Origin of the sequence: Borrelia sp. P9F1 (assembly GCF_030436115.1) — a bacterium.
Classification (GTDB): Bacteria; Spirochaetota; Spirochaetia; order Borreliales; family Borreliaceae; genus Borrelia.
In genome coordinates, this window is sequence record NZ_CP129412.1 from 1 (window position 1) to 25,027 (window position 25,027).

Genomic DNA, 25,027 nt, shown 5'->3' on the forward strand with positions numbered 1-25,027 from the left:
GTGTAGAAGGGACAGTCAAGGCCCCCGGAAACAGCTGCTGCCTTGGCTGCCCCGACTGCTGCDGTTACCGCTGCCGCGTCTGCGTCTATGCCCTTTGCAAATGAAATGGCTGTTGCBGCTGCTGCTGCTGGTDCGGCCTGTGTTATCTTAGCGTCTTCCGGCTTAGCTTCTAGTATAGCAGCTAGTATGTCTTCCCCGCTTACAGCTGCTACTATGGCACCTGCCTTGGCTGCGTCGCCTGCTCCTGGTGCGTTTTCGGCGCCTGCGTTTATTTTTAATACCTTGATTCCGTTTTCTGGGTTGTCTGCGACGCCAATCGCGCCCGCTGCTACCGTTACAGTGGTGCTAGAAGCTGCTGCAGGTGTATCAACGCCTTGTCCCTTTGCAACCTCAGTTATCGCTTTTATTGCTGCGTGAAACTTGCTTATCTCTGTGTCCGCTGGGGCTACGCCTGCTGCGTTGCCTGCTGCTGCGTTTGTGTCCCCTATGTCTTGGGTGTCGCCAATAGAGCCCGCGATCTCCTCTGTGCTTTTACGGAGCGCCTCCAGTGCCTGCTGCTGGGCTTGCAGTGTCTCCACAGGTCCCCCCGTAGCCTGCGCCGCCTCCTCTGTTATCTGCTTTGTTTTCTTTGTTGTCTCCTCTATCGCTTTTGCAACTATTTTGAGCGCAGCCGAAACATCGCTGCGCTTCGTTCCCTCCGTTGCTTTCTTTCCTGTTATCAGGTCAATAAACGAGTTGAATATATTCTCAGCTGTTACTCCGATTTGTCTTAGCAACTGCGCCAATTTTTCTGCTTCCTCTCTTATCGCAACCTCCTCTGCTGACGGCCCGCAGCTCATCATGACGGCAGCTAGGATCGTCCCTAACGTCAGTATCCTGAATCCATTATTCATTTTGTACCCCTCCTTATTCACTTCTTTTACTCTAATGTAAGGAAGTATATCCCTTTTTCTGGAGTTTTCAAGGCTGCTGGGTTTTTTTTATTTTAGTTATTATGCTGGGTTGTTGCTGCTGCGGAATCAAGGTATTAAAAATAAACGGCGCCGCCTTTAAGAATCGCTCTTAAAGGCGGCGAGCTGGCAGCACGCAACGGAGAAGGCGACGCAGCCAAGGCAGCAGGTGTTTCGGCTGCTCGCAAACTACTGGTAGCCGTAGAAGATATAATGAAGAAAACAGTAGCCAGCATAATAACTAAAATAAAGAAGGAAGCAGATGCAGTAAGGGCGGCAAAGGGACAAGGCGTTGATACACCTGCAGCAGCTTCTAGCACCACTGTAACACAAGCAGGAGGCGCGATTGGCGTCGCAGGCAACCCAGAAAACGGAATCAAGGTATTAAACATAAACGGAGCCGACGCCAACAACGCACCAGGAGCAGGCGACGCAGCCAAGGCAGCATCTGTTTCAGGGGGCATTGCATTAAGAGCGATTCTTAAAGGCGGCAAGCTGGCAGCCAACAACGCAGAAGGCAACGAAGCAGCAGCAGCAACAGCCATTTCATTTGCAAAGGGCATAGACGCAGACGCGGCAGCGGCAGCGGTAAACGCAGCAGCCAAGGCGCTCCGTAAAAGCACAGAGGAGATAGCGGGCTCTATTGGCGACACCCAAGACATAGGGGACACAAACGCAGCAGCACAAGCAGCAGGCGCAGCCCCAGCGGACACAGAGATAAGCAAGTTTCACGCAGCAATAAAAGCGATAACTGAGGTTGCAAAGGGACAAGGCGTTGATACACCTGCAGCAGCTTCTAGCACCACTGTAACGGTAGCAGCGACAGCGATTGGCGGCGCAGGCACTCCAGAACACGGAATCAAGGTATTAAACATAAACCCAGGCACCAGCGGTAGACGGAGCAGCCAAGGCAGCATCTGTTTCAGGGGGCATTGCATTAAGAGCGATTCTTAAAGGCGGCAAGCTGGCAGCACACGACCGAGAAGGCGACGCAGCCAAGGCAGGTGCCATAGTAGCAGCTCAAGCAGGAGGCGCGATTGGCGTCGCAGGCAACCCAGAAAACGGAATCAAGGTATTAAAAATAAACGGCGCCGCAGGCAGTTGCTTATACTAGCTGCTATACTAGAAGCTAAGCCGGAAGACGCTAAGATAACACAGGCCGCACCAGCAGCAGCAACAACAACAGCCATTTCATTTGCAAAGGGCATAGACGCAGAAGGCGGGGCAGCGGGGCAGCGGTAAAAGCAGCAGCCGGCGCTCCGTAAAAGCACAGAGGAGATCGCGGGCTCTATTGGCGACACCCAAGACATAGGGGACACAAACGCACCAGCAGGCAACGCAGCAGGCGTAGCCCCAGCGGCAGCGACAGCGATTGGCGGCGCAGGCACTCCAGAACACGGAATCAAGGTATTAAAAATAAACGCAGGCGCCGAAAACGCACCAGCAGCAGGCAACGCAGCAGGCGTAGCCCCAGTGGCAGCGGGCGCGATTGGCGTCGCAGACAACCCAGAAAACGGAATCAAGGTATTAAACATAAACGGCAACGAAAACGCACCAGCAGACGGCGTCGCAGCCAAGGCAGGCGCAGCAGCGGGCGCGATTGGCGTCACCCAAGACATAGGGGACACAAACGCACCAGCCAACAACGCAGCAGGCGTAGCCCCAGCGGCAGCGACAGCGATTGGCGGCGCAGACAACCCAGAACACGGAATCAAGGTATTAAACATAAACGGCAACGACAACGCACCAGCAGACGGCGACGCAGCCAAGGCAGGCGCAGCAGCGGGCGCGATTGGCGGCGCAAACACCCCACAAGACGGAATCAAGGTATTAAACATAAGAGACGGCAACGACAACGCACCAGCAGCAGGCGACGCAGCCAAGGCAGGCGCAGCAGCGGGCGCGATTGGCGTCGCAGCCACCCCAGAAGACGGAATCAAGGTATTAAACATAAACGGAGCCGGCGCCCAAAACGCACCAGGAGCAGGCAACGCAGCCAAGGCAGGTGCCATAGTAGCAGCTGTAAGCGGGGAAGACATACTAGCTGCTATACTAGAAGCTAAGCCGGAAGACGCTAAGATAACACAGACCGCACCAGCAGCAGCAGCACCAACAGCCATTTCATTTGCAAAGGGCATAGACGCAGACGCGGCAGCGGGAACTGCAGGAGGCGGAGCAGCCAAGGCAGCATCTGTTTCAGGGGGCATTGCATTAAGAGCGATTCTTAAAGGCGGCAAGCTGGCAGCACACAACGCAGCAGGCAACGAAGCAGCAGCCAAAGCAGCAGGTGTTTCGGCTGCTCGCAAACTACTGGTAGCCGTAGAAGATATAATGAAGATATAAGCTAGAGGTGTTGGAATGTTATATCAGAGTAGGAAATATAATGCTGATTCCTGAAGATTTTTGAGATATCTAACTCTTAATTTACTCTCCTTTAAAAATAATGAAAAATATAAATTTGAAATAAAAAGAGAAATTCAAGGAAAAATACCCAAATTTAGGAAGTTAATAATGAAAGAATGATTATGATATATCCGAAGCTATAGTTGCTATTTCAAAACGATGTTTTTTGCTTTCTAACAACATAACCGAGTAAAATAGGGTCATATTTACCAAAAACAAGCCACCTGTTATAAGTTAAAATATCCATATATAAAATCTAAGTTCTTATAAATCGAAAACTAAAAAGTTACCTAGATGGGATAATCTGGTTTGCAAAACCCATTATGTAAACCAATTCAGCTCCTAGGGCCATGTTTCGGTTGGGAGGCACTTGGGGTTGTTTTTGGATGGCAGGTTCTGTTTCGCAGGAATTCGGATGTGGTTTGCATTAAGTGTAAGTTCCGATTTCGGTATCAAGAGACCATAATATGGGGGAAGCGTGGGCTTTCCGCTCATGATCGAGTGAACAAGCAGAAGCGAATCGAATGGGGATTAAAATGTCGAATTGTGAATGCAAGAGGCGGCTGGGACGGTCGCCTCTTAGTGTAATTCTTCAGCCGCACACACTTAACGTCCAACCATTAGGGGTAGCTTTTTATTTAACAAAAGATAGCTTACAACCTTTTTTCTTTAACATCCTCTCTCACAATGAAAACAATGAAAGTTGTCGGATGGGATGTGGTCTTCCAATCAATCTCATCATTATATTCTATACAGTTAGTCTTATAGCTTTTTAAGCCTTAATTCTGACCAATAACATCATAGCTCCATTTAGCATTATTTTAAGTAAGCGTACACACTTCATGCAGCAATCCAACCTGAATTATGTTGTTTACTTTGATGAGACAGTATACCCCCCACTTTTAGATATGATTAACTACATGGAGGAGTTACGTCTCAACTTTGTTTTAACAAACGCTGCTCTAACTCTGGTAGACGTTCAAAACGATTTTCTAGAATCAGGCGCCCTTACTGTACCTCAAAGTAACGAAACTATTCCTTTGTTAAATCAACTCCAAAGCTGCTTTATTCATGTCGTTGCCACTAAAGACTGGCATTGCAAAAACCATACAAGCTTCTTAACTGTATCCAGAACACATGGGGACCAGATTTTCCAAGCACCCTACACGACGAAAAGATACAAGCAATCTTCCTGCAAGGACAAAATAAAAATTACGACAGCTATAGCGGATTCTATAACGACCATGGTAAGAAAAAACAAACGGGCCTTCTACACTACCTTAAATTTAACTCGATACACACGGTCTTCATCACAGGACTGGCACTGGACTTCTGCGTCAAAGCAACAGCCATCGACGCTCACAATCTACGATTCAGATCCTATTTGGTACCCGACGCCGTACAAGGCATCTCACCCCGCCCCGAAGCAACGATTCAAGAGCTTAAGAAACTCGGCATCTTGCCCTGCACGTCCAAGGATATATTCGCCTCCACGGCCTCGCCACTCAAACCCCAAACTTAAAACCCGAAAATCGCCCCGAGTAATCAGTAAAGCCTTTATCAACACCACAGAGACCATCCAGAACGCACATCACGTCCCTTCGCCCTGCGCCAAGCCTTCATATGACTGTCCTTTTACCAAAAGAAGATAATCATACAAAGACTAAAAACCAAACCCACTGCGATATACCCACATACTTTGCTATTTACTAATAAATACAAGACCAAGGTGAACATTTCAAAAAGTAAATGCAAGGACTGAAAAACCCCTCCCATGGATATATGCAAATTAAAAACAAGCTTTTTTATCCCACTAAAAAAGTACGCTACACACACGGTCAAACAGGAACAAACAATTATTGACGTCATAAAACCCTCCGATGTTTACTCCCCTAACTCTAGCTCAGCTTTTTTGAAAAGCCTAACTCAATGTTACTTGTAATAAATTCCAGTTACGCATCAACACATAACATTTAGCATTACATTTAGCATTTTAAAATCAACCATAGGGTTCTCAAGAAGAAGAATAATGTCGCTTAAGAAATAGAATTTAAAATCTGAACAAATAGGCTTCAAGGATTGATAAATTCACCCTGATTATACATTGACCAATTGGATATGGAATTTCAAAAACAGCAAAGAAAAAAATAAAACCATTTATAACCCACGCTTAAAGATTGATAGTTTTTATATAATTTCTGCCAATGTCAAGCGTTGACTCAAACTTGACCGAGAATAGCTGATAGTTTACTCAATAAACATGTTGATTGTTACTACCCACTGGACGTCTTTTTCATTTGTATCATTCCCCTAAGCCAAACGAATATTAATTTTGTAGTTGAATGATTAATGAGATATGCTTGCTCATATCAAGGTAAAAATAAGGAGAAAACATATGTTAAATATGTTGAGGGTGGTTTTTGTTTTACTAGCCTCTTGTAGCTTGCTTCCGAGTCACTTAAAGACAAAGGTTGAAGGTTCTTCTAACATTGCTAAGGGTCAAATCGATGCAATTGTAAAAGAATCTGGATTTACTTTCGACAGTCTACAAAAGGCAACGGGCACCAAGGGTGCAGGCGATAATAGGATACGGAAGGTGAAGCTTAAGGTTGTTGAAGTGGGTGAGAAGTTCTTGGCTTCGATGAAGGGCGCTATTGATGCATTGGGAGAGAAAGGGTCTGGCGCACAATTTTCAGAGATATATGGCATAATCCTGGGCGTAGCAGGGTCTATGGAAAAAATCGGAATACAAAAGGCGACAGATACGGTTAAACAAGCTGCCGGCGGAAAAGCTGCTGATTCGTACGGGAAGATAAAGAATGTTCACGAATCCTTGCTTAAAAAGCTTCAAAACGTTAAAGAAAAGCAAAAGGCCGCTTTGGAAAAATCGCCTGAATAAGACTAGTTTAATCAATCAACAATAAATAAAATGGTGTATTTATGGAACCATTTGAGCTTGATTAAGTGCAAATGGTTTCTATTAGATCCCGAAGGAGATTGGAGCTTGTCGGCGTGGCATGCTTCTTGCTGTAGCAACACATTACCTATGTTTCACCCACGGTGGTTGACCTCGTACTAAAGAAATTCACTTAAAAGAAGGCGGGGAAATGGAACCATCGGGTGTAAGTCAGAACAATTACCCCCTCCGTTACACTTGTTGGGGATCTTGGTAAAGTGGGAAGTACTCATTTAGACAAGTAAAACCTTACAACTACCCCATGCACAGGACCATAACTTAAATAATGGAAATCCTAGGCAATTTTATTGTTCTGAAGCAGAATACCTTCCCTGTCTGGTGACTCAGAAAACACGATAGTTTTAATAATTATTCCAGCGCTGTTTATAATAACAAATTTTCTAGCCCTAATGCACTCTAAATACGTCTTTAAAGAAATGTTTCTGCCAACACTAAAGAAAGCTTGAATATATTTATCATCAATTCTTTTGTAACGCTCAAGTAAGAATGAAGATACTATCTCTTCTCCAATTTTCAAAAATAAAGGCTCTTTATATCTCAAATTCAACTTACCAGAGATAGTAAAATAATGTCTTAAAGAAACCTTATTTCCACCAAAAATAAATCTAATATACTTAGAGTCTCTACTTATTCCCCCAATATCCCCTAAATAAAGGGTCGAGCAGGAAAACATAAAACTCACAAAAACAACATACCAATTACCTACTTTTTTCATGAACAAAACACATAAATTTAAAACGACCAGACTCATTAGGATAACTCGACACTCCAACACATTTAAAATTACTTAAAATATCACAATGAAAAAATATAAATTTAAAACAGCAACATAATCCCTTATAAAAGATTGCTCTTAAGAGCATATAGAAGAGTATCCCTAGTGCTCTTAAAATTAACATCAATAAATCTAGAATCATATTCAAGAGTCCCCCTGGTCCATACCTGATAAGAGTTACTGTCTAGCACAAAAGATAATTTTTTGTGCGGATTCAGGGCTCTTAAAATGAGCTCAACATTGTTCCTATCAATGTTAATATATAAGAACTTAAAATTTCTAATACCAACCACCTTGGAAATGCGAACATCTCCAATATGAATATCGTCCTGAATTAATTTCAAATGACCGCTCCTTGGGTTCGTGTTTGCATCCAAGACGACATTTAAAAATACAGAAAAATCATTGCTAGACTTATCTTTCTTGATATATATCTGACTGTCTGGATAAGAATAAAGAAAATAATCAGCTCTTTCAATCCTGTCAAATTCTTTATCAAAGACTTCATTAATGTCTAGGGTCCTACAACAAAGAAAACAAAGAAAACAAAGAAAACTATACCGCATATTCAAATTATATTATAAAATATGAAGAGGAGAATATTTACTTCAAATGAATTTTAATAAGTTTAGTTCTTATATTAAAATCCCCTATACCTACTCCTCCTATATAATCTCGAAATATTCTATATTACTCATCCCTGTGCCGATAATAAAAATTACAACAGGAGAGGGGCTTAAGGTATTTGAAATTTCATTTGAGGATGAATATAAAAATTTTTCTTCTTATATTAAACCAAATAAAAAGGCTATATACATAAATGAATCACTGCCTCTTGTTGCTAAAAGATTTGAAATAGCAAAGCAACTAGGCCATTATCTAATTCATAAATACAAAATTCCCAGCCCATCAAAGGTAGCAGATACGATCACCATACAGGACAACACCATGACAACAGAAGCTAATATATTCGCAACAAACTTATTAATTCCAACTACTACTTTAAAGTTAAAAGTCCCTCAATACAAATCAATAAGATACCCACAGCGAATAATGGCTAAAGAATTCCAAGTATCTGAGAACATAATACACTTCAAACTAGGCATGATTCAAGATATTCACAAATTTGAAAAAGAAATAAAACACAAAAGAACATTCAAATCTAATAAAATCAATAAAGAAAAAAACAAAGAATGCTTACTTAAAGTAGAAAAGCTAAAAGAGACAATAGCAATTGATCTAGAAAAAAGAGAAACAAGACGAAAGGAAGCTATAAAGCAAATATTTGAAAATCTAGAGTAGAGCGCGTTCTAGCTGGAAAACCGTTCAACTATACCCTCCATTATGCGATTTGAAGTAATTAAAGCATTCCTATCCTGAATAATCATATCCAGGAAATCCTTCTTAATAACAATCCAAGTTCTACTCTCAACACATGTCTTATGGGCAGGAAACCTTATCCTTAAGGGAAACTTTTCCTTAACATTCAATTTCTTTAAATACTTAATCATTTCAGATTTAAAAGGAGAGCCTTGAGCTGTACTGTATGCCAAGACAACTTTGTACAACTTTTTATTATGAAAATAAAGCTCTTTAATGTAATCGATATTTTCCTTATAACTAGTCTCAGAGATATATACCGGGTCATCTTCTTCCCTTTTTAAAATCTCAAAGCTACACTCATGATAACCTCTTAACTTCTCGTAATTTTTCATATCAAAATTTGAAATCTTAAGATCGGGATATACCATCAAGTCCTTTAAACCTAAAAAGTCTAAATCTTGCCCCTCAGTGTGTTTATCCAAAGATGCTGTAGCACAACTTAAAAAGGGTAAAAATATGAAAAACGTACAAACAAAATCTAAAAATACCCGCATAGGAAAGCTCAATTGTAACCTTTTATGCAAGTAAAGTAAATAAAATAATATTCGTTTTGATATAATGTAGAGAGATCAATTTAAAGGAATTCAAATGAGCTACCATACATTGCACACGGTTTTTATATACCTTGGATATATCATAATAGGAATTACATCCTTTACTGTTTTTAATAAAAACTTAAGAGATAAAATCAAAAGAAAGCTTAAAAGGTTTAGTTTTCTTTACTACTTAACTCTATTTATGCTCTTCATTTTAAGCTCAAATCTATCCTATTATTTTTCGGAACAACAGCTATTAGAAGACTTTAAAGATTTTAAGAAAGATTTCTTTGAAATACATAAAATAAATGAAACATTCCTAGCAACATATCTTTCAAGCTTTAAGGAACCAATCAAAATGGAATTAATGTCACAGGTTAAACCAATATATACAGTATTTAATGCTACTTTTGAAAAGTACTCAGAAAATACAAACAGAGCTTCAACCGATATTGCTACGTCCTATAACAACTACGCTAAAGCAACGAATACGGAAATTAAAGACAGAATAGCAAAATTAGAGGAAGAAATTCTTCCAATATACAACAAATATAAATTACCTACCATAGGTAGCAAAATATCGGACATAATCGTTGACAAGGACGGAAACATCATACCCGTAATTAAAGATTTAAGAGGACAAATAACAGATATACTGTTTTATGATAAGAGCTACAATTTAATTCCATTTAAAAAGTATCAAGAACACGAAATTAAATTCGACCTCATTGAAGAAAAAAATAATTATTTTAAAGAGGTGCTCAATATTTACTACCTTGATTCGAATAATATTAAGGTTCATATTACCTACTACAAGGACAACATTGATACTGTTCCCTTCTACATAGATTTGAAAGAAAATAAAGATAATTTCTTAAAAAGCATCAAAATTAAGGATGAATATAAACAATACACTGAAAGGAAACATAGACTACAAGAATTAGTAAAAAATGATAATTTGGATGAATTTAAAACCTTTTTAAACGAAAATCAAAATAATTTCTCATTAAATACAATATTTTCTAACGGGGTCCCTGTATTTACTTATGCAGTAACCTCAAGAGCAAAAAATATAATAGATTATGTAATACTGCAAGATTTCGACATTAATTTAGTAGATTCAGAATCTAGAACTGTTCTTCATAATGCGGTAAGCAGTGAATATGATATAGATTTTATTAAATCTCTTATAGAGAAAGGTGTCGATCCTAATACAAGAGATTCCGGTAAAAAACTCCCCTCAGACTATGCCCCTAAGGACAGTGATTTGTATCAATACTTAAAAAGTATTGGTGAGTAAATAGTACTTAATTTTGTAAATTATAAAAGAAAAATATCCAAGCATTTTAATTAAAATTGTTAATGATATCTTTATAAAAGTCATCATTAATGGTATACTTAAATCAAGTAATAATTAAACGTTTTAAATATCCATTTTATATTGATAGACTGTTTAGTGTAGGATGGGTTTACCTTAAGAGCTATCAAAGGAGAATTTATTATGGCTACTTCGAATAAGTTTGCTGTTTTGCAAAAAATTGGTAAAGCCTTCATGCTTCCAATAGCCATTATGCCAGCGGCTGGTCTTTTGCTGGGAATTGGTGGTGCTTTTACCAATGAAACAATGATTCAGGCTTATGGGCTTGGAAATACTCTGGGAGAGGGCACCATTTTAAATATTATTTTATCGGTAATGAGAGACACTGGTGGTGTGGTATTTGAAAACCTACCTTTAATCTTCTCATTAGGAATTGCAATTGGACTTGCTAATGTAGAAAAAGGAGCTGCGGGGCTGGCTGGCGGGATTGGATTTCTAGTTATGCATAAATCTATAAGTAGTACTCTTGCTATACAAGGAATCACTGCTGCTACAGCCAATCCTGAATATTTAATAAAAACGGGATTAACAGAAGCACAAGCTGTGGCTAAAGCATTTGAATACACACATGTCCTTGGAATGCATACTCTTCAAATAGGAGTACTTGGGGGTATGGTCTCCGGATTTATTGCTGCATATCTTCACAATAAATACTATGATATTAAACTTCCTCAATTTTTAGCATTCTTTGGAGGGACAAGATTTGTTCCTATAATTACAACTGCAATAATGCTGATTGTTGGTATATTGCTAATATTCATTTGGCCCCCTATTCAAAGTGTGATTGCTATGCTCGGTGGAGCTGTAGAAAAATCGGGGTATTTTGGTTCATTTCTATTTGGAGCTATTGAGAGAGCATTGGTTCCAACTGGTCTTCATCACATATTCTATATGCCATTCTGGCAAACTCCTCTTGGCGGAACAATGGAAATTAACGGAGAAATGGTGTCAGGAGCACAAAAAATATTCTTCGCTCAACTTGCCGACCCTAATTTTTCAGGACACTTTGAAGTAACTAAGGGAACAAGATTTTGGGTTGGTAAATGGCCAGGGCATGCATTTGGATTACCTGGGGCTGCGCTTGCTATGTGGTGGGTAGCAAAACCTGAGAGAAAAAAAGAAATGGCAGCTTTTCTTGGCTCCGTTGCCTTCACATCATTCCTAACAGGGATAACAGAACCTGTTGAATTTACGTTCCTATTCGCAGCACCTATCTTGTTCTTCGGATTTAATGTTTTCATGTACGGAATGGGATTCGTATTTATGCATCTTCTAAATGTTGGAGTTGGAGTAACCTTCGCAGACGGCTTTATTGATTATTTCCTTTACGGAATACTTCAGGGAAATGAAAGAACAAGTTGGATAAACATAATATATGTTGGTATTCCTTATTTCTTCATATACTTCTTTGTTTTCAGATGGGCTATAGTCAAATTTGACTTTAAAACTCCAGGAAGAGAAGATGACGGAGTTACTGCTACGAAAACAAGCTCAAAAGAAATACTTGAAAACCTAAGAGAGATTGCAACAAAAACTATTGAAGGGCTTGGTGGTAGTACTAATATTAAATACCACAGTGCATGTATTACAAAATTCAGAGTTGAAGTTTACGACATGAATCTTGTTAAAGATAATTCCTTCTTTAAAGAACTTGGAGCTAAAGGGGTTGTTAGACAAAACGAAGGATTACAAATTATATTTGGTGTTGTGTCAGACAATGTTAATACAGAAGTAGAAAAAATTATTAAAGGATTGTAATCTAGCAATGTCAATTTTTTCAAATTGGCATTGCTTATTTTCTCGTAAGCAATTTTTTAAATTTGTTTACAAGATTAACGAATATTGTTAATATTTTAACTAGTTTATATAATTAACAATATTAATTATATAAACTTTTAGTAACAACTGATAAGAGGGGGAAATGTTATGTCAACATCGTCAGGATCTATTTTCACAACATTACAAAAAGTTGGTAAAGCTTTCATGCTACCAATAGCTCTTCTACCAGCAGCTGGAATTTTGTTAGGAATTGGTGGTGCTTTCACCAATGACACAATGATTCAGGCTTATGGACTTGAAGGAATACTTGGACATGGGACTGTAACAAGTTCAATATTACATTTAATGAAATATACGGGAGAAGTAATCTTTGCTAACTTGCCTTTAATGTTCGCAGCAGCGATTCCAATAGGACTTGCTAGGGTTGAGAAGGGAACGGCTGCTCTTGCTGGGGTTGTAGGGTTTCTAGTTATGCATCAAACAATAAATGGAGTACTATTTATTCAAGGAATCAATCCTTCAACTGTAAGTGTGGCATCACTTCAAGCTCTTGGTATGCCGGAAGTAGACGCTATTTCGAAAAGCCAGGAATACACAATTGTCCTTGGTATCTTTTCTCTTCAAATGAGCGTAATGGGAGGGATGATAGCAGGATTTATTGCAGTATTTCTACATAACAGATTCTACAATATTCAATTACCTGCATTCCTAGCGTTCTTTGGAGGATCAAGATTTGTTCCTATTATAACCACAGTCGTAATGTTCGTAGCAGGAACACTTTTGACATTCACTTGGCCTTTCATACAAGGAATCATGTCTTCATTCGGAGGAGTTGTAGAAAAATCGGGGCTCTTTGGTTCATTCGCATATGGAGCCATAAAGAGATCATTAATTCCATTTGGTCTTCATCACATATTCTATATGCCATTCTGGCAAACATCTGTTGGTGGAACTTTAGAAATTAATGGAGAACTCGTGTCAGGAGCACAAAATATATTCTTTAAACAACTCGCTGATCCTAATACTACTCATTTTGAGGTTGCAAGAGGTACAAGATTCTTCAGTGGTGAGTTCATAGTAATGATTTTTGGACTACCTGGCGCTGCGCTTGCTATGTATCATACAGCAAGAAATGAGAATAAGAAAAGCGTAGCTTCCCTATTATTATCCGCTAGCTTTACATCAATGTTAACAGGAATAACAGAGCCTATTGAATTTGCATTCCTATTCGCAGCTCCCGCTCTTTATTACTTTGTCTATGTTCCCCTATTCGGACTATCTCATTTACTAGCACACCTTTTCAATATTGGGGTTGGTTTAACATTCTCTGGAGGGTTTATTGATATGTTCCTCTTTGGAATACTTCAGGGAAACAGCAAAACAACCTGGATAATGATTCCTGTTCTTGGTGCTTTTTACTTCATAGGGTTCTACTTCATCTTTAAGTTTGTAATTCTAAGATTTAATCTTAAAACTCCAGGAAGAGAGGATGAGGATGAAGAAGTTGCTAGGACAAGTGGTTCGGGAAAAACAGGACTAGCAGATACAGCTAAAAAGGTACTAGAAGGTCTTGGCGGCAAGAGCAACATTACATACATTGATGCTTGTGCTTCAAGATTAAGAGTAAATGTAAATAAAATAGAGCTAGTGCAACCTAATGCTTATTTTAAAGCTCTTGGAGCAAGCGGAATGCTGAAAAAAGGCAATGCTGTTCAAATTATATTTGGAGGATTATCTGATAACATAAGAATGGAAATAGATAAAATTACGTAAAATTAGAAGTGTAAATTATAATAAAAGGAGAGCTACTTAAAGGCTCTTCTTTTAAGCCTTCAAAGGGTGAGGTATGCATAAATATCAATATTTTTTTTCTGGAAAAGTACAGGGCGTGGGTTTTAGATTTTTTGCAGAACAAATCGCAGTTAAAATGGGGATAAAAGGATTTGTGAAAAATTTAGAAGATGGTAGGGTAGAAATAGTAGCATTTTTTGACGACAAAACCCAAATGGAACTATTTGAAGACAGCCTTAACAAAGGAAACGGCTATTTAAAAATTGAAAAAATGGAAAAAAAAGCTTTGGATGACGACTACCCGTTCACTTTTAAAAACTTCAAGACTTATTACTAACACCATTCCGCTTAACGACCACTCTTGTCTTGCCATTCTTTGCTAGGCCCCCTGCTTTGCAAGAGGCAGTACAACTTGACCCGTCTTTTAAGAATCGCTCGGCTCTAGATTTCAAAAACTCCAAGGACTTCCTATCTTTACAAAAAATATTCAGATTTCCATCGGAAAACTTGATATCAAGACCATAATTGGTCACTGTCTTTAAAAAACTGCACGATATAAATTCGCCATTTAATTTACTTCTAGTGAAAAGGAAAAAATGCCTCTTACCTCTCTTGGCTTTCTTAAAACAAACCCTAAGCCACTTCTGATCCGGCCCGGGTTCAATTGAAGTTAAACTATCATAAAGATGAGAGATATACACCTTATTATCCTCTCCTGCAATTAAAACCTTATTAAAAAAATAAAAAAATCCCGTATTCACTTTTAAATATTATTCCTTTTAAACACTCTCTGTATCTTATACCCAAATATCGTAGCCAAATACTCACCAAGCTTCGCATAATTGTAATTGTATCCATATTTTTGCTTAAATGCTCTCCTAATTTTAACATTAAGACCCCTAAGCATTTCCAATTCCTCCAAGTCATCCCTCTGCATCATGTCTTTAATGACGTGTAAAGTTTTAATATAATTATCCTCCCTAGAAGCACTCTTATTTATAAGCAAATCAAGATCTTGCATAGTAAGAATAGAATATGTAGTCTTTCGTCTAATATATGTACGTATGCGCTTCTTAATAAGTCTTAACAGGATAATATCAGCATCATCATCCAAATTTTCCAATACATAACGATTATAATGAAAAGCTGTTACTATGTCATCATGTTCATGTCCTAAAACCGTAGTTATCCATAAATTTAACTCCATATTCTTTGGTGCAAACGCAAGATAGGAAAATCTGCTATAAAGTCTTCTGCAAAAATAAACTGATTCTTCCGGTTCAAATACATCCTTAAAAATTTTGCGGAACATTCTGTTGTAAGAATAAGTAAGATTGGCTGATATTACTTCTTTTGAAAGCCTCTCCGTCCTCTCCATATATCTTATCTCTTCTATTGAGTCAATAATCAATCTGGAGTCAGCAAAAGTGGGAAAGGTAACTTCGTGTACTAAATTACTTTCCTTCTTCTTTGCAATGTTTTTCATTAAAATATGCTGATCTCCTTCTACATAAAACCTAGACACTTTCATTATCTCAACCGGTCGTCTTCCCGTTGCCATCAGTACACCATAAAACTTTAACCTAATGTCCCTCTTCTGTGTTAGCAAGACATTAATAAGCTGGATATATGTAGACAGACTTATCCTGACCGGTACCAACTCCTTCCTATAACTATTAATTTTAGCAATTCTGTAGTGATGTGCATAATTATTTAACCACTCTGGACTTTTAAATAAGACTAGAAAATCGTGAAAATAGACCTTTTGATTTGCAATGTTATGTGTAACCATTAGCTCTTCTATAACACTCAAATCTTTGATATTAATACCAGATAGTTTCTTGACTTCTCTGGGTGTCCAGAAAAACAAAACTCTATTCCGCTTCCTAATTTCCTCAATCACCGCAAGATTAATATATTCCTTTATTATCTTTCTAATCTTAGACAGATTTAATATTATTGAGAGATTGGTAAATCTATCCTTTCTGACAAAAATATTTAGGTACTCCCCAGCAAACTCTTCTAGTCTTTTGATTAAGCCGGAATATGAAATCTCATTCTTTAGATACTGCCTATATATCTCCTCTAACTTCTCCCTAAAATTACCCAGTATTATCTTTATATTAACTTTTAAAGCCATATCCATTCACATTATACAAAAATATACATACAGATTGTCGGTTCTAGTTAATAGTCTGTAAAACAAAAATAAAAATCCTAGCCTCTATTAAACCTGTTTAACAAAACAGTTATTACCTAAACTTACTACTTCTTACTCCTGCATATATCTCTCTATCGCCTTAAAGACGTAATAATACAGAACGATATGGGCCTCCTTCATAGTGTAATACTCAGGATCCCCCACAAAGTACATAAGTTCGCTTGTGCTTGAATTAATATCACTATAATAATTCCTAGTCTCAAATTCACGATTGATTTCTTTTATCTGGTCTAGACTAAAAGTATAAGAAGATACCAGTTTAGTGTCTATTGGATCAAAAATATCTCCGGTTTTTGGATCCCTTTTAAGAATGTTTTCAACTTTAAAATCAAACGAATCAGAATTAACATTTAAAAAATCTAATTTGAACCCGAAGTTAAAAATAAAACCAAATTTGTAATCTAGCAAATTTGCTATTTTTGAGCACAATGTGAGACGCATACTGACCCTGTCTTCTCTCTTGTCCAATACAAAATAACAAGAGTAAGCATTAATATCCTTTACAGAATCAAAATAATTTTTAACATGAACACGGGTTCTAACCTTATTATCACCTAAACGCTCATAACCTGAAATCTCCAAATCTATTGCATCTTTAAGGGGCATAACAAATCCTGATACTCCGTCAAAACTACAGGAACAAAATACAGAAATCAAAATCAAATACAAAATACTATCTTTCAAAAAATCTCGGCACAAAATTTCCTCTTACAACAGCACCCAATTTAGAACAAAAACAATTTAGAATCTGTATAACATTATAATAAAATAATATAAAATATACACATGCAAGGAACGTAATTATGAAGTTGTATAAATATGGTCTGATGTTCTCTTTCATTCTAGGATGTAATTCCCTTCCAAATGAAAATTTCAATTTCCATAATACAGGTTATATATCAAGCAACATAAATAATCAAGAAGATTCCGTGATAGGCAGAACATATGAAGATAAACTCTCCCTGGTAGGTGCTTATAACCCCTTAACAGAGGAAGAAAGGTTTAAAATGGTGATACACATTCAAAAGAAAGGATTAAAGTTAGAAACCGACACCAAAGAATTTCTAATAAACAAAAGGAAATTTGATTATCAAAAATATGATTCAAAAATAACAACCGAATCAACATTTAGCAAAAGCAAGTTTATAATCAACCCAATCAATTCAAGAGAACTGTTAACCAAAATTCATGATACAAGTCAAGGTAATTACATCGACATAAATTTCAAGGATAGTTTTAAACTAGAACACACAGTTAAAATAGAAAAAAGATATATTGCAAATTTTTTGAAAGATTTTGACAAAGAAAAAGAGATTGCAAAAAATTTCTTCGAAAAGCGAATAGAGCAGAAAAAAAAGGAAATTGAACAAACACAATTCAAAGAAGAATATGACGAATTTAACAGACAATACGTCTATAGTATGGAAATTCCTCGTTTTTTTGTCAATCCCAATAGTTCTGGGGAAGACTACAAAGTATTCATCATCTCCAACTACTATCCAGAGGAAGACCTAAACATATTATTCCTGAATATAACATTATACTCTAATCAATGGTATCTATTTCACTCTGTATACAACAGCGATAATAAAAATCTAAAAATAAAAAATACAGAAAGAACTGGTAAAGAAAATAATGAGACAAAAGAAACATTAAATATTATCTTAACTCCACAAGAAATACTTAACATTTCAAGCAATATTGATAATAACTACATACTTAAACTTAAAGCCTATGGAGAAAAAAAAGATTTTGTATTTGAAATTTACAAACCACTCCTTTTAACTTTTTTAAAAGAAATTAACAAATCAATTAGAACGCTTCAAAAAGCATAAACACGTCCTCGAAATGTTACATAATATTCTACATTACGTAACTGAAGTCTTTACTTTTTGTTAGCATTTAACTAAAATGTTGATGTTCTTTTAACGATAAAAATCGAACGATGGGAGTTTAAAATGAGACAAGAAGAAATCGGTAAGATTCCGTTTAACAAAGTAGTAGATAGAAGGCTAAAGGTGTTTTGGGTAATTCAAAGACTGCGCTGCAACTATTTTCAAGAGAGCAAGAGGTATTCCTTAAAAGATGTTGTTGTAATAGTAAATTCTCTCTTGGAAAGGAAAGGATTTAAAAAAGTAACAAAAAGAACTATACAAAACGATATTAAAAATTTTGAGAAGCTTGGGCTACTGAAAACAAACTTTAATCCACTTGGAAAAAACAATGGCAGTTTTACCCATTACATAATTAATGAAACCCTTGAAAAGATAGCTAGCAAAGTAATAAGCAAAACTTACTTCAGCGAAAAGAAAAACAGAAAAGAACTGGCGATAAGAAAAATTGTGAAGAAGGATCAACTAAAAGAAAAAACCCAAAAATTCAAAATTTCACATCAGATTTTTTCACATCTATTAAGTGAGAAACAAGTTAAAAATAACATAAGTAAGAATTCTAGGATAGAGAAGCTAAAAGACAAAGAAAAAGCATTAGAGAAATCTATTTTGTATAAATTCAAAGACCTTATGGAAGAAGATCTAGTTGAATTAAGGGAAATAGTGCAATCCGATCTAAGTTACAAGAACACACTATGGAATTTAAAAGACTACATGGAAGAACTAATAGAATATGCTGAAAGGCCTGCCTTGACTTTCTTTAAAAGCAAACTTAAAGAAAAAAAGAATAAAGTGTGGTTTATGTCAAAAAAAAGCGCAAGAACAGATTTTAACCTGATAATAGGAGAGTTTAAGGATAGAAACAAGACTAAAAGACAGAATATGGATTTGAATTGCATTAAAGCACAAAGCCCGAGAATGCACTATATAGATAACCCAAGTGACATTAAAAGGATAGTCGAATTGCTACCAGTTATGAATCTAAGAGTCTTTAACTAAAGAAAAGTATGGAAATGGAAAAAGCAATGTATGAGCTGAGAGCAAAATTAAGAGCGAAGAAGACAGAAATAGAGGGTAGAAATAACAAGTTCTTTAAAAGAATAGAAGAGAAAGATGGCAAAACGATGTATCATACAAAGATTTACAGTATGATAAGTGATTTTGAAGCAAAACCAAATAAAGGTAAATTTTGGATTTGTTTTAGAAACATCTTTAATCCTAATCAATATGAGAGTTTACATTTGTTTAAGTTAAGAGATGGAGATAAGTTTAATGGAATTTATTATGGATTTACAAGGTTCCCAAAACCATTTGTTATAAATTACGAAGAAAATAAAAAGAGGAAAACTGTTAGAATAATCAAGGGATTTTATATTGAATTTAGATTTAAGAAGGGAAGTGTTTTTTGTTATCTAAGAAGTCTTTATACCTTTTTGAAGGCAAAAAATAAGGAAAAAGTTTTTTACGATTCCTTGTTAAGTAGAACATTAAAGTTGGAAAGAGAAGTTAATCAGTTCTATGGGAGAGAACATAACAAAGACAAGGGAATATTACAATGGATAGAAAGAAACCAAAAATAATAACAATAGCATCAATTAAGGGTGGTGTTGGAAAAAGTACAACGGCTTTATTTTTTAGTAATATCCTTTCAAGTAAGGGGTATAAAACCTTGTTAATAGATTTAGATCCACAAGCAAGTAGTACGAGTTTTTATATCAATTGTATAAGGAATAAAAATGTGGATATAAAAAAGGCTAACATATACAAAGTGCTAAAAAAAGAAATGGATATTAAAAATGTGATTATAAGTGTAGACAATAACATTGATTTCATAGCAAGTCATTTAACATTGAGTCAGTTTAATGAAGAAAGTATATCTTTGAAGGAAAATTTACTTAAAATATTTTTAAGCTATGTGCAAGCTAAATATGATTTTATTATCATGGATACAGCGCCTACCTTAGGAAGTTTGCTTAATAATAGCTTAATAATTACTGATTATCTGGTTATACCCTTACCAACCGATCAGTGGGCGATTGAAAGTTTGGATTTAATAACGAACAGATTAAGAGATATATTTAGAAGTGGATTGCCGACGTTTTATTTAATAACCAATTTGGTAGAACGACAAAACATAGACAAAGAATTAAAGGAATTTATTGAAAATGAGTATAAAGAAAATTTTTTAGGAAGCGTACCTAAAAGAGATAATTTAAGAAAAACTCTCTTTTATAGAGATAGTTTTAATCCAAGCGAGGACTATTATAAGGCATATGAAGGAATATTGGAAAAATTTTTAAGCAAAATGGACAAGTAGTTTTAAATGGAACTACTTGTCCCAAACGGAACTACTTTAGAGGCTACCACAAAAGAGGAGTGCAATGAATAAGAATAAAAAGATAGAGATAGTTAGAAGGGTTGATTCAGAAACATGCGAGGTAAAGAAAAAAAATGAAACACGGGAAGCAAGATATGTAAGCTTGAAAGAAAAACTTAAAGTCTTAATCAAAGAAGAATCTTACAACAAAATAGAAACAGCTAGAATATTGAAGGAAATTAATGAAAGTAAGTACTATGCTCTTGACGGATACAAAAGTTTTACGGGTTTTATAAAGGATTATAGGATAGCCAAAACTTCTATATATAGGTATATTAAGCTGGTGACAGGAATTGATAGTGGTAAAATTGACTATGAATTAGTTTTAAGTAGAGGAGTGGATTATGCGATTAAAGTGTTGGAGGATCGTAATATTGTCAGTAAAGGTGAAAGCAATGCTGTAAAGTCTTTAAGGCTCCAAATCGATGACGAAGATTGTTTTCATATCTATAGGTCTGATATAAAATTTACTGAGTTTTTGCTTAAGGAAATTTATAAAGGAGAGCAAGAATTTTTTTATAAAATGCTAAACAAATATAATGAGTTTAAAAAAGGCAGATAAAGTTGTGTTTCAGTTATTTTAACTGAACGAACTAGGTATTTTTTTGTTTTCTAAAAATTTAGAGTGTTTGTGGGCGTTCTTATAAATAGGTGAAATTTAATAAAAGAAAAACTGGTAAAAGACTTTACAAAAAAATAAAATAGTTTATAATATACTACATAGACTGAGATCTAGAGTCTCACTCTTATTGTTTGATTAGAATAATATGTAGGCTGCCTCGGGTGGCCTTTGTCATTTGCTCTGGTTGGTAGCTTGAGAGCTCTCCTTTTTTAGGGCTTGTCTTTGTATTGTTTTTTGCTTCCTGTTTCATTAGACACAAACTTACATTTCGATTGTTTTTTCTTTATTTATAATTCAGTTCTCTTTAGTAGGGTTCTCCAGACCCCATTTACAAAAGAAGACGAGCCTCAAACTCGTCTTCTTTTCATTATTAAATCTATATTAAATCTATGTACAGTAACAGGAGTCCTAGATGTAAATAGTAATCAAGTCCTACTTACCTTATTTTTGGGTCTTTGTTCTTTTGAGAGTATTTTTTTTCAGCTTCGTTAACCATGGATAAAAAATCTATAAGTTTAGATTTTTTGATCTGCACCTCTTCCAAGCCGATTTGAATTTTAGCGTATTCCCTGTTGTAAACATGCTCTTCCTCTCCTAACATTTTCTCCAAGATAAGCCTATTGATGCTAAAAGAGGAATAATTAACCCAACTCCCGGCGAAAACGTTGTCTTTATGCTCATACCAGGTCTTACCCTCAATTTTAGTTCCATCTTGTAGTTTCAGTGGAGTTTGTTTAACTACGCTATGATTCCTGAATTTAGTGTATAAAAAGATCTTAGTTATCTTGTTCTTGTAGTCAAAAACACCCTTCAGTTCGCAGTTTTTGTTTAAATTTTGATATACTCGTAGCTTGCTATTAAATTCATCATGTTCTGACTTTAAGGAAGAACACGACGCAACTAATAGCACTAAGAACATCCCATATATTTTCGTTAATTTTAGATCTTGAAAAAAAAACAATACCATTCCTCCTTTTAGATATCATGTCTAAAATATAGTATATTTTTTACAAATTTTTGTAAATGGGTTTTAAATTAATATTGCGAAAAGCGGAGTAGTAGTTTTGAAATATTTGATATTAAAAACATGTTATTACAGTAGGGATAGGATTTAAAGATCGGACTCGGACAAATTTTCAAGGGGTAATTTGCCTATCGAAGTGTGCAAAACTAAGTTCGGAAAGGCAAGAGTGGTTTCAGATAGAGATGTGTGATGAGTAAGACTTTAAAAAATAAAAGCTAACAGAAAGACCCTTTTAAAGTGCTCTTTCACCCGCTTTTTACAAGATTTGCCAGTAATGATTGGTAGTAAAACAACTGCTGGTATCTTGAGGGAGAGGTTATTCTGCCCTAGAGTGAATGATAAATAGGTAACAACACAGGTTAAAAAACAAAAATCCTCCCAATTGTAGCTTGAAACAAAGGTGAGGATAGTATATGTGTCGATACACGTACAATTATCTTTTTGTAGGCTCCAACGCATGTGTATGTTTTATACATTGGTTTAATAAAATCCCAAGTAAGTCTATCTATGCACAGGGTCAATGATATTGAAATAATTAAATGAAACAGGAGGCTTAATCTAAAAATAACAAGAAGTAGTAGGTTTACGCGCTTGCTTACAAGCGTTTATTTGGTCGCTTGTGTGTTTGAAGCATTAGTAGACAAACTAGCTTGGGAAAGATGAATAGAGGTATTCCTTTTCAGGAATTATAAGTGGATGTTTGTTAGGCAGATTGGGTGCCATTTAGGGATTAGGAATAATGTTATTTTGAATTTGCTTGGCTGGTTTTTAATATTTGTTTCGGTATTAAGGATGGGTTTGAGTTTATTTAACTGGCTAATAGAGTCAGTCTCGTGGCTATTACTCTTAGCTAGTTAATTTATACTTAATATTAATGATTTTTTCTAATACTTAACCTTTAATCTATATTATCAAACTCAAATATAGAGTGCCTAGTAATAGCCACAACTAATTTTTAGCAAATCTCGGCAGCTCATACCATAAATCTCTTACTGGGGAATTTAGAACAAATAGGACGCTAATGCAGGGTTTTGACAACACAAAGGTGCTTGATACGGAGTGTCAAATACCTTAATAAAATTTAACTAGTTCTATTCCGTCTTTCTGTTTACTTAAAGATAGCAGTCCCTTAATTGATTCTTCTAAATTAGCAATAGTTTTATTATCATAATCTAGACTTACATAGACTTGCGGTAGCTCTTCATCTGCCATACCTTTTGCCTTTACCTCATCAGGTATTGAAAGCGTATTCTTTGCACTCCCTAGAGCATCATATGCATCCCTTGCCCCATCAATTCTGCGTTTATACTCATCTCTTGCTTTCTTCAATGTAGCAAGCGCTATTTCTTCTGGTGTACTTACCCTTGGCTGCTCCATCTTATCACCCACTTGTCCCACTACTATCTCTTCTCTGTTTGCTCGTACCTGCTGTATCGCTGGTTTCGCTCCTATTTGTACAAACCCGAACCAATGTTGATCACACGCAACTAACGTTAGGGCTAATACTAGGTAAAATAACATACCAATTCTTCTCACCTATATTATCCTTCTCTTTTTTTTAAATGATTATTATTACAAGAATGAAGTAACAATGAGAATCACAAACTATTATTAGTTTCAAAGCCTACAAAAATAACTTATATTCATATTCTGTAAACCCATATCCGTCCATATAAACATCCACAAGTAAGCCTAACTTTCATCACGAGACAACCTATCCCATAAAAATAACCCCTTTAAGGCTTTAAGTAAAAGTAGATTACAAATACTCTTCCTGTTAATGCACTACCTCAACGAAACTTAAAGTAAAATATAAAAGCACTTAACTTACTAGCTTCTTTTTTTTAAAAAAATTACTTTCGTGTTTTATTTCATTGTTTAGATATAACTGACTACTAGGATGTAGTGAGTTTTGTTTCAAAAATACCTGCGTTGTTTTTAGAGGTTTATTTTACATCCCTGCTTTGCTTTCTTCTGTACTAAATGTAGATAAGTTTTATTCTTGCTACGAAATAAGTCTTGTGTGGTAGGGTAGGTCATGTAAATTTCTAGGACGTGCTATACCATAAAGGTATAGAAGGTAAAAGAGGTATCAAAAATAAGGCAGTACTGTTTTAAACAAAATACAGGTTTTAGTAATAAAGGAGGCAACTAAAATGAACAAGAGGTTAAAATAGCAAGATTAGAAGCTAAGAAGTTGAATCTAAAAACTATCATAAAAAGGTTAGATGAGATACTAGAAGTTCGACTAGTGAGGATAAATGAGAGGCGAGCGAGGTTAAATGATAGTCAAGAATCTAAGAAAATGTGGATAAAAGGTTATAAGGATATTTTAGCTAATTTTCTAAAAGATGAAATAGCGAATTTAAGAGCTGATTTTGAATCGAGTAATATTCAAAAATCTTCTAGAGTTAGTATAGCTTCTAATCTAGAGAGTCTAGATGAGAAGCTAAGATTTGAAATGGCGAGGATGGAAGCTAATATAGTTGTAGTAGAGGACAACCTAAAAGCTTGTCGATCGATGAAAAATAAGATGCAAAGAGCTGAGCTAATTGCAGCAAGGCCGATTTTGAAACGTGAAATAGTGAAGAGAAAAGTTCAGCAAGCGAGTATAAAAGTTAAAATAGAGAAACTAGATAATCTTCTAAAAGCAAGGTATATAGAAACTGGATAGCAAGGTTATAAAGATTAAAAGAGAGTTGTTAGTTATAATCTGAATCCTATTCAGATTATAATGATTGATAAAACAAATGTAATATATCAATTAATAAAGAAAAGCACCATGTGTACATTTCGGGGGCGCCGGTGTACATTTTTAAATTTGGGGTAGGTAGCCTTTGTACATTTTAAGGATGCCGGTGTATTTTTTATAGGTATCAAGTGTAATTAATGAGGGTGCCTAAATCAACAACCATATAC

General features: G+C 36.0%; 26 protein-coding genes. 17 read left to right on the top strand and 9 right to left on the bottom strand.

Going from position 1 to position 25,027, the window contains the following annotated elements:
• The coding region (locus tag QYZ68_RS05140) for a variable large family protein (protein ID WP_301384619.1) at positions 1–893 on the bottom strand (893 nt) is incomplete at its 3' end.
• Positions 894–1,055: 162 nt separating this feature from the next.
• Here QYZ68_RS05140 and QYZ68_RS05150 point away from each other — a divergent pair.
• The 6 genes from QYZ68_RS05150 to QYZ68_RS05170 all read left to right on the top strand — a co-directional run bounded on the left by QYZ68_RS05150 (position 1,056) and on the right by QYZ68_RS05170 (position 6,252).
• Positions 1,056–1,904, top strand: coding sequence for a variable large family protein (locus tag QYZ68_RS05150; RefSeq protein ID WP_476390643.1), 849 nt, complete (start codon positions 1,056–1,058; stop codon positions 1,902–1,904).
• Complete coding sequence (locus QYZ68_RS05905; protein ID WP_367317286.1) at positions 1,897–2,064, top strand: hypothetical protein; 168 nt, start codon at positions 1,897–1,899, stop codon at positions 2,062–2,064. Before QYZ68_RS05150 ends, QYZ68_RS05905 begins: the two co-directional genes overlap by 8 nt.
• Positions 2,052–2,192 carry a hypothetical protein gene (locus QYZ68_RS05155; protein ID WP_301384620.1) on the top strand — a complete coding sequence of 47 codons (141 nt, stop codon included), beginning with the start codon at positions 2,052–2,054 and terminating at the stop codon, positions 2,190–2,192. Before QYZ68_RS05905 ends, QYZ68_RS05155 begins: the two co-directional genes overlap by 13 nt.
• Before the next feature lie 231 nt (positions 2,193–2,423).
• The gene (locus tag QYZ68_RS05160; protein ID WP_301384621.1) at positions 2,424–3,293 is read left to right on the top strand and encodes a variable large family protein; all 870 of its coding nucleotides are present in this window, start codon (positions 2,424–2,426) and stop codon (positions 3,291–3,293) included.
• Positions 3,294–4,449: 1,156 nt separating this feature from the next.
• Positions 4,450–4,875, top strand: a complete 426-nt coding sequence (locus QYZ68_RS05165) for an isochorismatase family protein (RefSeq protein ID WP_301384622.1) — start codon at positions 4,450–4,452, stop codon at positions 4,873–4,875.
• Between the two features lie 873 nt (positions 4,876–5,748).
• A complete protein-coding gene (locus QYZ68_RS05170; protein ID WP_301384623.1) occupies positions 5,749–6,252 on the top strand; it encodes a DbpA/DbpB family decorin-binding adhesin in 504 nt (167 codons plus the stop codon).
• A 352-nt stretch (positions 6,253–6,604) separates the two neighbouring features.
• Here QYZ68_RS05170 and QYZ68_RS05175 read toward each other — a convergent pair whose 3' ends face one another.
• The gene (locus QYZ68_RS05175; protein WP_301384624.1) at positions 6,605–7,081 is read right to left on the bottom strand and encodes a hypothetical protein; all 477 of its coding nucleotides are present in this window, start codon (positions 7,079–7,081) and stop codon (positions 6,605–6,607) included.
• An 86-nt stretch (positions 7,082–7,167) separates the two neighbouring features.
• On the bottom strand, positions 7,168–7,671 hold the full coding sequence (locus tag QYZ68_RS05180; protein WP_301384625.1) for a hypothetical protein: 504 nt from the start codon (positions 7,669–7,671) through the stop codon (positions 7,168–7,170).
• Between the two features lie 46 nt (positions 7,672–7,717).
• Here QYZ68_RS05180 and QYZ68_RS05185 point away from each other — a divergent pair, with 46 nt between their 5' ends.
• A complete protein-coding gene (locus tag QYZ68_RS05185) occupies positions 7,718–8,407 on the top strand; it encodes an ImmA/IrrE family metallo-endopeptidase (RefSeq protein WP_301384626.1) in 690 nt (229 codons plus the stop codon).
• 8 nt (positions 8,408–8,415) lie between these two features.
• On the opposite strand, the gene QYZ68_RS05190 is transcribed toward QYZ68_RS05185, so the two are convergent.
• Complete coding sequence (locus QYZ68_RS05190) at positions 8,416–8,982, bottom strand: hypothetical protein (RefSeq protein ID WP_301384627.1); 567 nt, start codon at positions 8,980–8,982, stop codon at positions 8,416–8,418.
• A 109-nt stretch (positions 8,983–9,091) separates the two neighbouring features.
• Here QYZ68_RS05190 and QYZ68_RS05195 point away from each other — a divergent pair, with 109 nt between their 5' ends.
• From QYZ68_RS05195 to QYZ68_RS05210, 4 genes are all read left to right on the top strand, one after another.
• Positions 9,092–10,324, top strand: a complete 1,233-nt coding sequence (locus QYZ68_RS05195) for an ankyrin repeat domain-containing protein (RefSeq protein ID WP_301384628.1) — start codon at positions 9,092–9,094, stop codon at positions 10,322–10,324.
• A 201-nt stretch (positions 10,325–10,525) separates the two neighbouring features.
• Entirely contained in the window at positions 10,526–12,160 is a 1,635-nt protein-coding gene (locus QYZ68_RS05200) for a PTS transporter subunit EIIC (protein WP_301384629.1), read from the top strand.
• A gap of 168 nt (positions 12,161–12,328) precedes the next feature.
• Positions 12,329–13,954 carry a PTS transporter subunit EIIC gene (locus QYZ68_RS05205; RefSeq protein WP_301384630.1) on the top strand — a complete coding sequence of 542 codons (1,626 nt, stop codon included), beginning with the start codon at positions 12,329–12,331 and terminating at the stop codon, positions 13,952–13,954.
• Positions 13,955–14,027: 73 nt separating this feature from the next.
• The gene (locus tag QYZ68_RS05210) at positions 14,028–14,309 is read left to right on the top strand and encodes an acylphosphatase (RefSeq protein WP_301384631.1); all 282 of its coding nucleotides are present in this window, start codon (positions 14,028–14,030) and stop codon (positions 14,307–14,309) included.
• Here QYZ68_RS05210 and QYZ68_RS05215 read toward each other — a convergent pair.
• The 3 genes from QYZ68_RS05215 to QYZ68_RS05225 all read right to left on the bottom strand — a co-directional run bounded on the left by QYZ68_RS05215 (position 14,293) and on the right by QYZ68_RS05225 (position 16,799).
• Positions 14,293–14,733: a hypothetical protein gene (locus QYZ68_RS05215; protein ID WP_301384632.1), complete on the bottom strand. Its 441-nt coding sequence runs from the start codon at positions 14,731–14,733 to the stop codon at positions 14,293–14,295. The two genes, QYZ68_RS05210 and QYZ68_RS05215, sit on opposite strands and share 17 nt — an antisense overlap.
• A gap of 2 nt (positions 14,734–14,735) precedes the next feature.
• A complete protein-coding gene (locus tag QYZ68_RS05220) occupies positions 14,736–16,112 on the bottom strand; it encodes a protelomerase family protein (RefSeq protein ID WP_301384633.1) in 1,377 nt (458 codons plus the stop codon).
• A gap of 132 nt (positions 16,113–16,244) precedes the next feature.
• Positions 16,245–16,799, bottom strand: a complete 555-nt coding sequence (locus QYZ68_RS05225) for a hypothetical protein (protein WP_301384634.1) — start codon at positions 16,797–16,799, stop codon at positions 16,245–16,247.
• A 197-nt stretch (positions 16,800–16,996) separates the two neighbouring features.
• Between QYZ68_RS05225 and QYZ68_RS05230 the strand changes: the two genes are divergently transcribed.
• From QYZ68_RS05230 to QYZ68_RS05250, 5 genes are all read left to right on the top strand, one after another.
• The gene (locus QYZ68_RS05230) at positions 16,997–18,028 is read left to right on the top strand and encodes a hypothetical protein (protein ID WP_301384635.1); all 1,032 of its coding nucleotides are present in this window, start codon (positions 16,997–16,999) and stop codon (positions 18,026–18,028) included.
• A gap of 123 nt (positions 18,029–18,151) precedes the next feature.
• Positions 18,152–19,084, top strand: coding sequence for a plasmid maintenance protein (locus tag QYZ68_RS05235; RefSeq protein WP_301384636.1), 933 nt, complete (start codon positions 18,152–18,154; stop codon positions 19,082–19,084).
• Between the two features lie 14 nt (positions 19,085–19,098).
• On the top strand, positions 19,099–19,665 hold the full coding sequence (locus QYZ68_RS05240; protein ID WP_301384637.1) for a DUF226 domain-containing protein: 567 nt from the start codon (positions 19,099–19,101) through the stop codon (positions 19,663–19,665).
• Positions 19,641–20,402 carry a ParA family protein gene (locus QYZ68_RS05245; RefSeq protein WP_301384638.1) on the top strand — a complete coding sequence of 254 codons (762 nt, stop codon included), beginning with the start codon at positions 19,641–19,643 and terminating at the stop codon, positions 20,400–20,402. Before QYZ68_RS05240 ends, QYZ68_RS05245 begins: the two co-directional genes overlap by 25 nt.
• A gap of 64 nt (positions 20,403–20,466) precedes the next feature.
• Positions 20,467–21,024, top strand: a complete 558-nt coding sequence (locus QYZ68_RS05250) for a chromosome replication/partitioning protein (RefSeq protein ID WP_301384639.1) — start codon at positions 20,467–20,469, stop codon at positions 21,022–21,024.
• A gap of 496 nt (positions 21,025–21,520) precedes the next feature.
• Here the strand turns inward: QYZ68_RS05250 and QYZ68_RS05255 are convergent, their stop codons facing one another.
• Positions 21,521–22,051: an oligopeptide permease-like protein gene (locus tag QYZ68_RS05255; RefSeq protein ID WP_301384640.1), complete on the bottom strand. Its 531-nt coding sequence runs from the start codon at positions 22,049–22,051 to the stop codon at positions 21,521–21,523.
• Positions 22,052–23,179: 1,128 nt separating this feature from the next.
• Complete coding sequence (locus QYZ68_RS05260; RefSeq protein ID WP_301384641.1) at positions 23,180–23,644, bottom strand: hypothetical protein; 465 nt, start codon at positions 23,642–23,644, stop codon at positions 23,180–23,182.
• A gap of 661 nt (positions 23,645–24,305) precedes the next feature.
• Here QYZ68_RS05260 and QYZ68_RS05265 point away from each other — a divergent pair.
• Positions 24,306–24,782 (top strand): hypothetical protein, encoded by a 477-nt coding sequence (locus QYZ68_RS05265; protein WP_301384642.1) that lies wholly within the window; start codon positions 24,306–24,308, stop codon positions 24,780–24,782.
• The last annotated feature ends 245 nt before the right edge of the window (positions 24,783–25,027 follow it).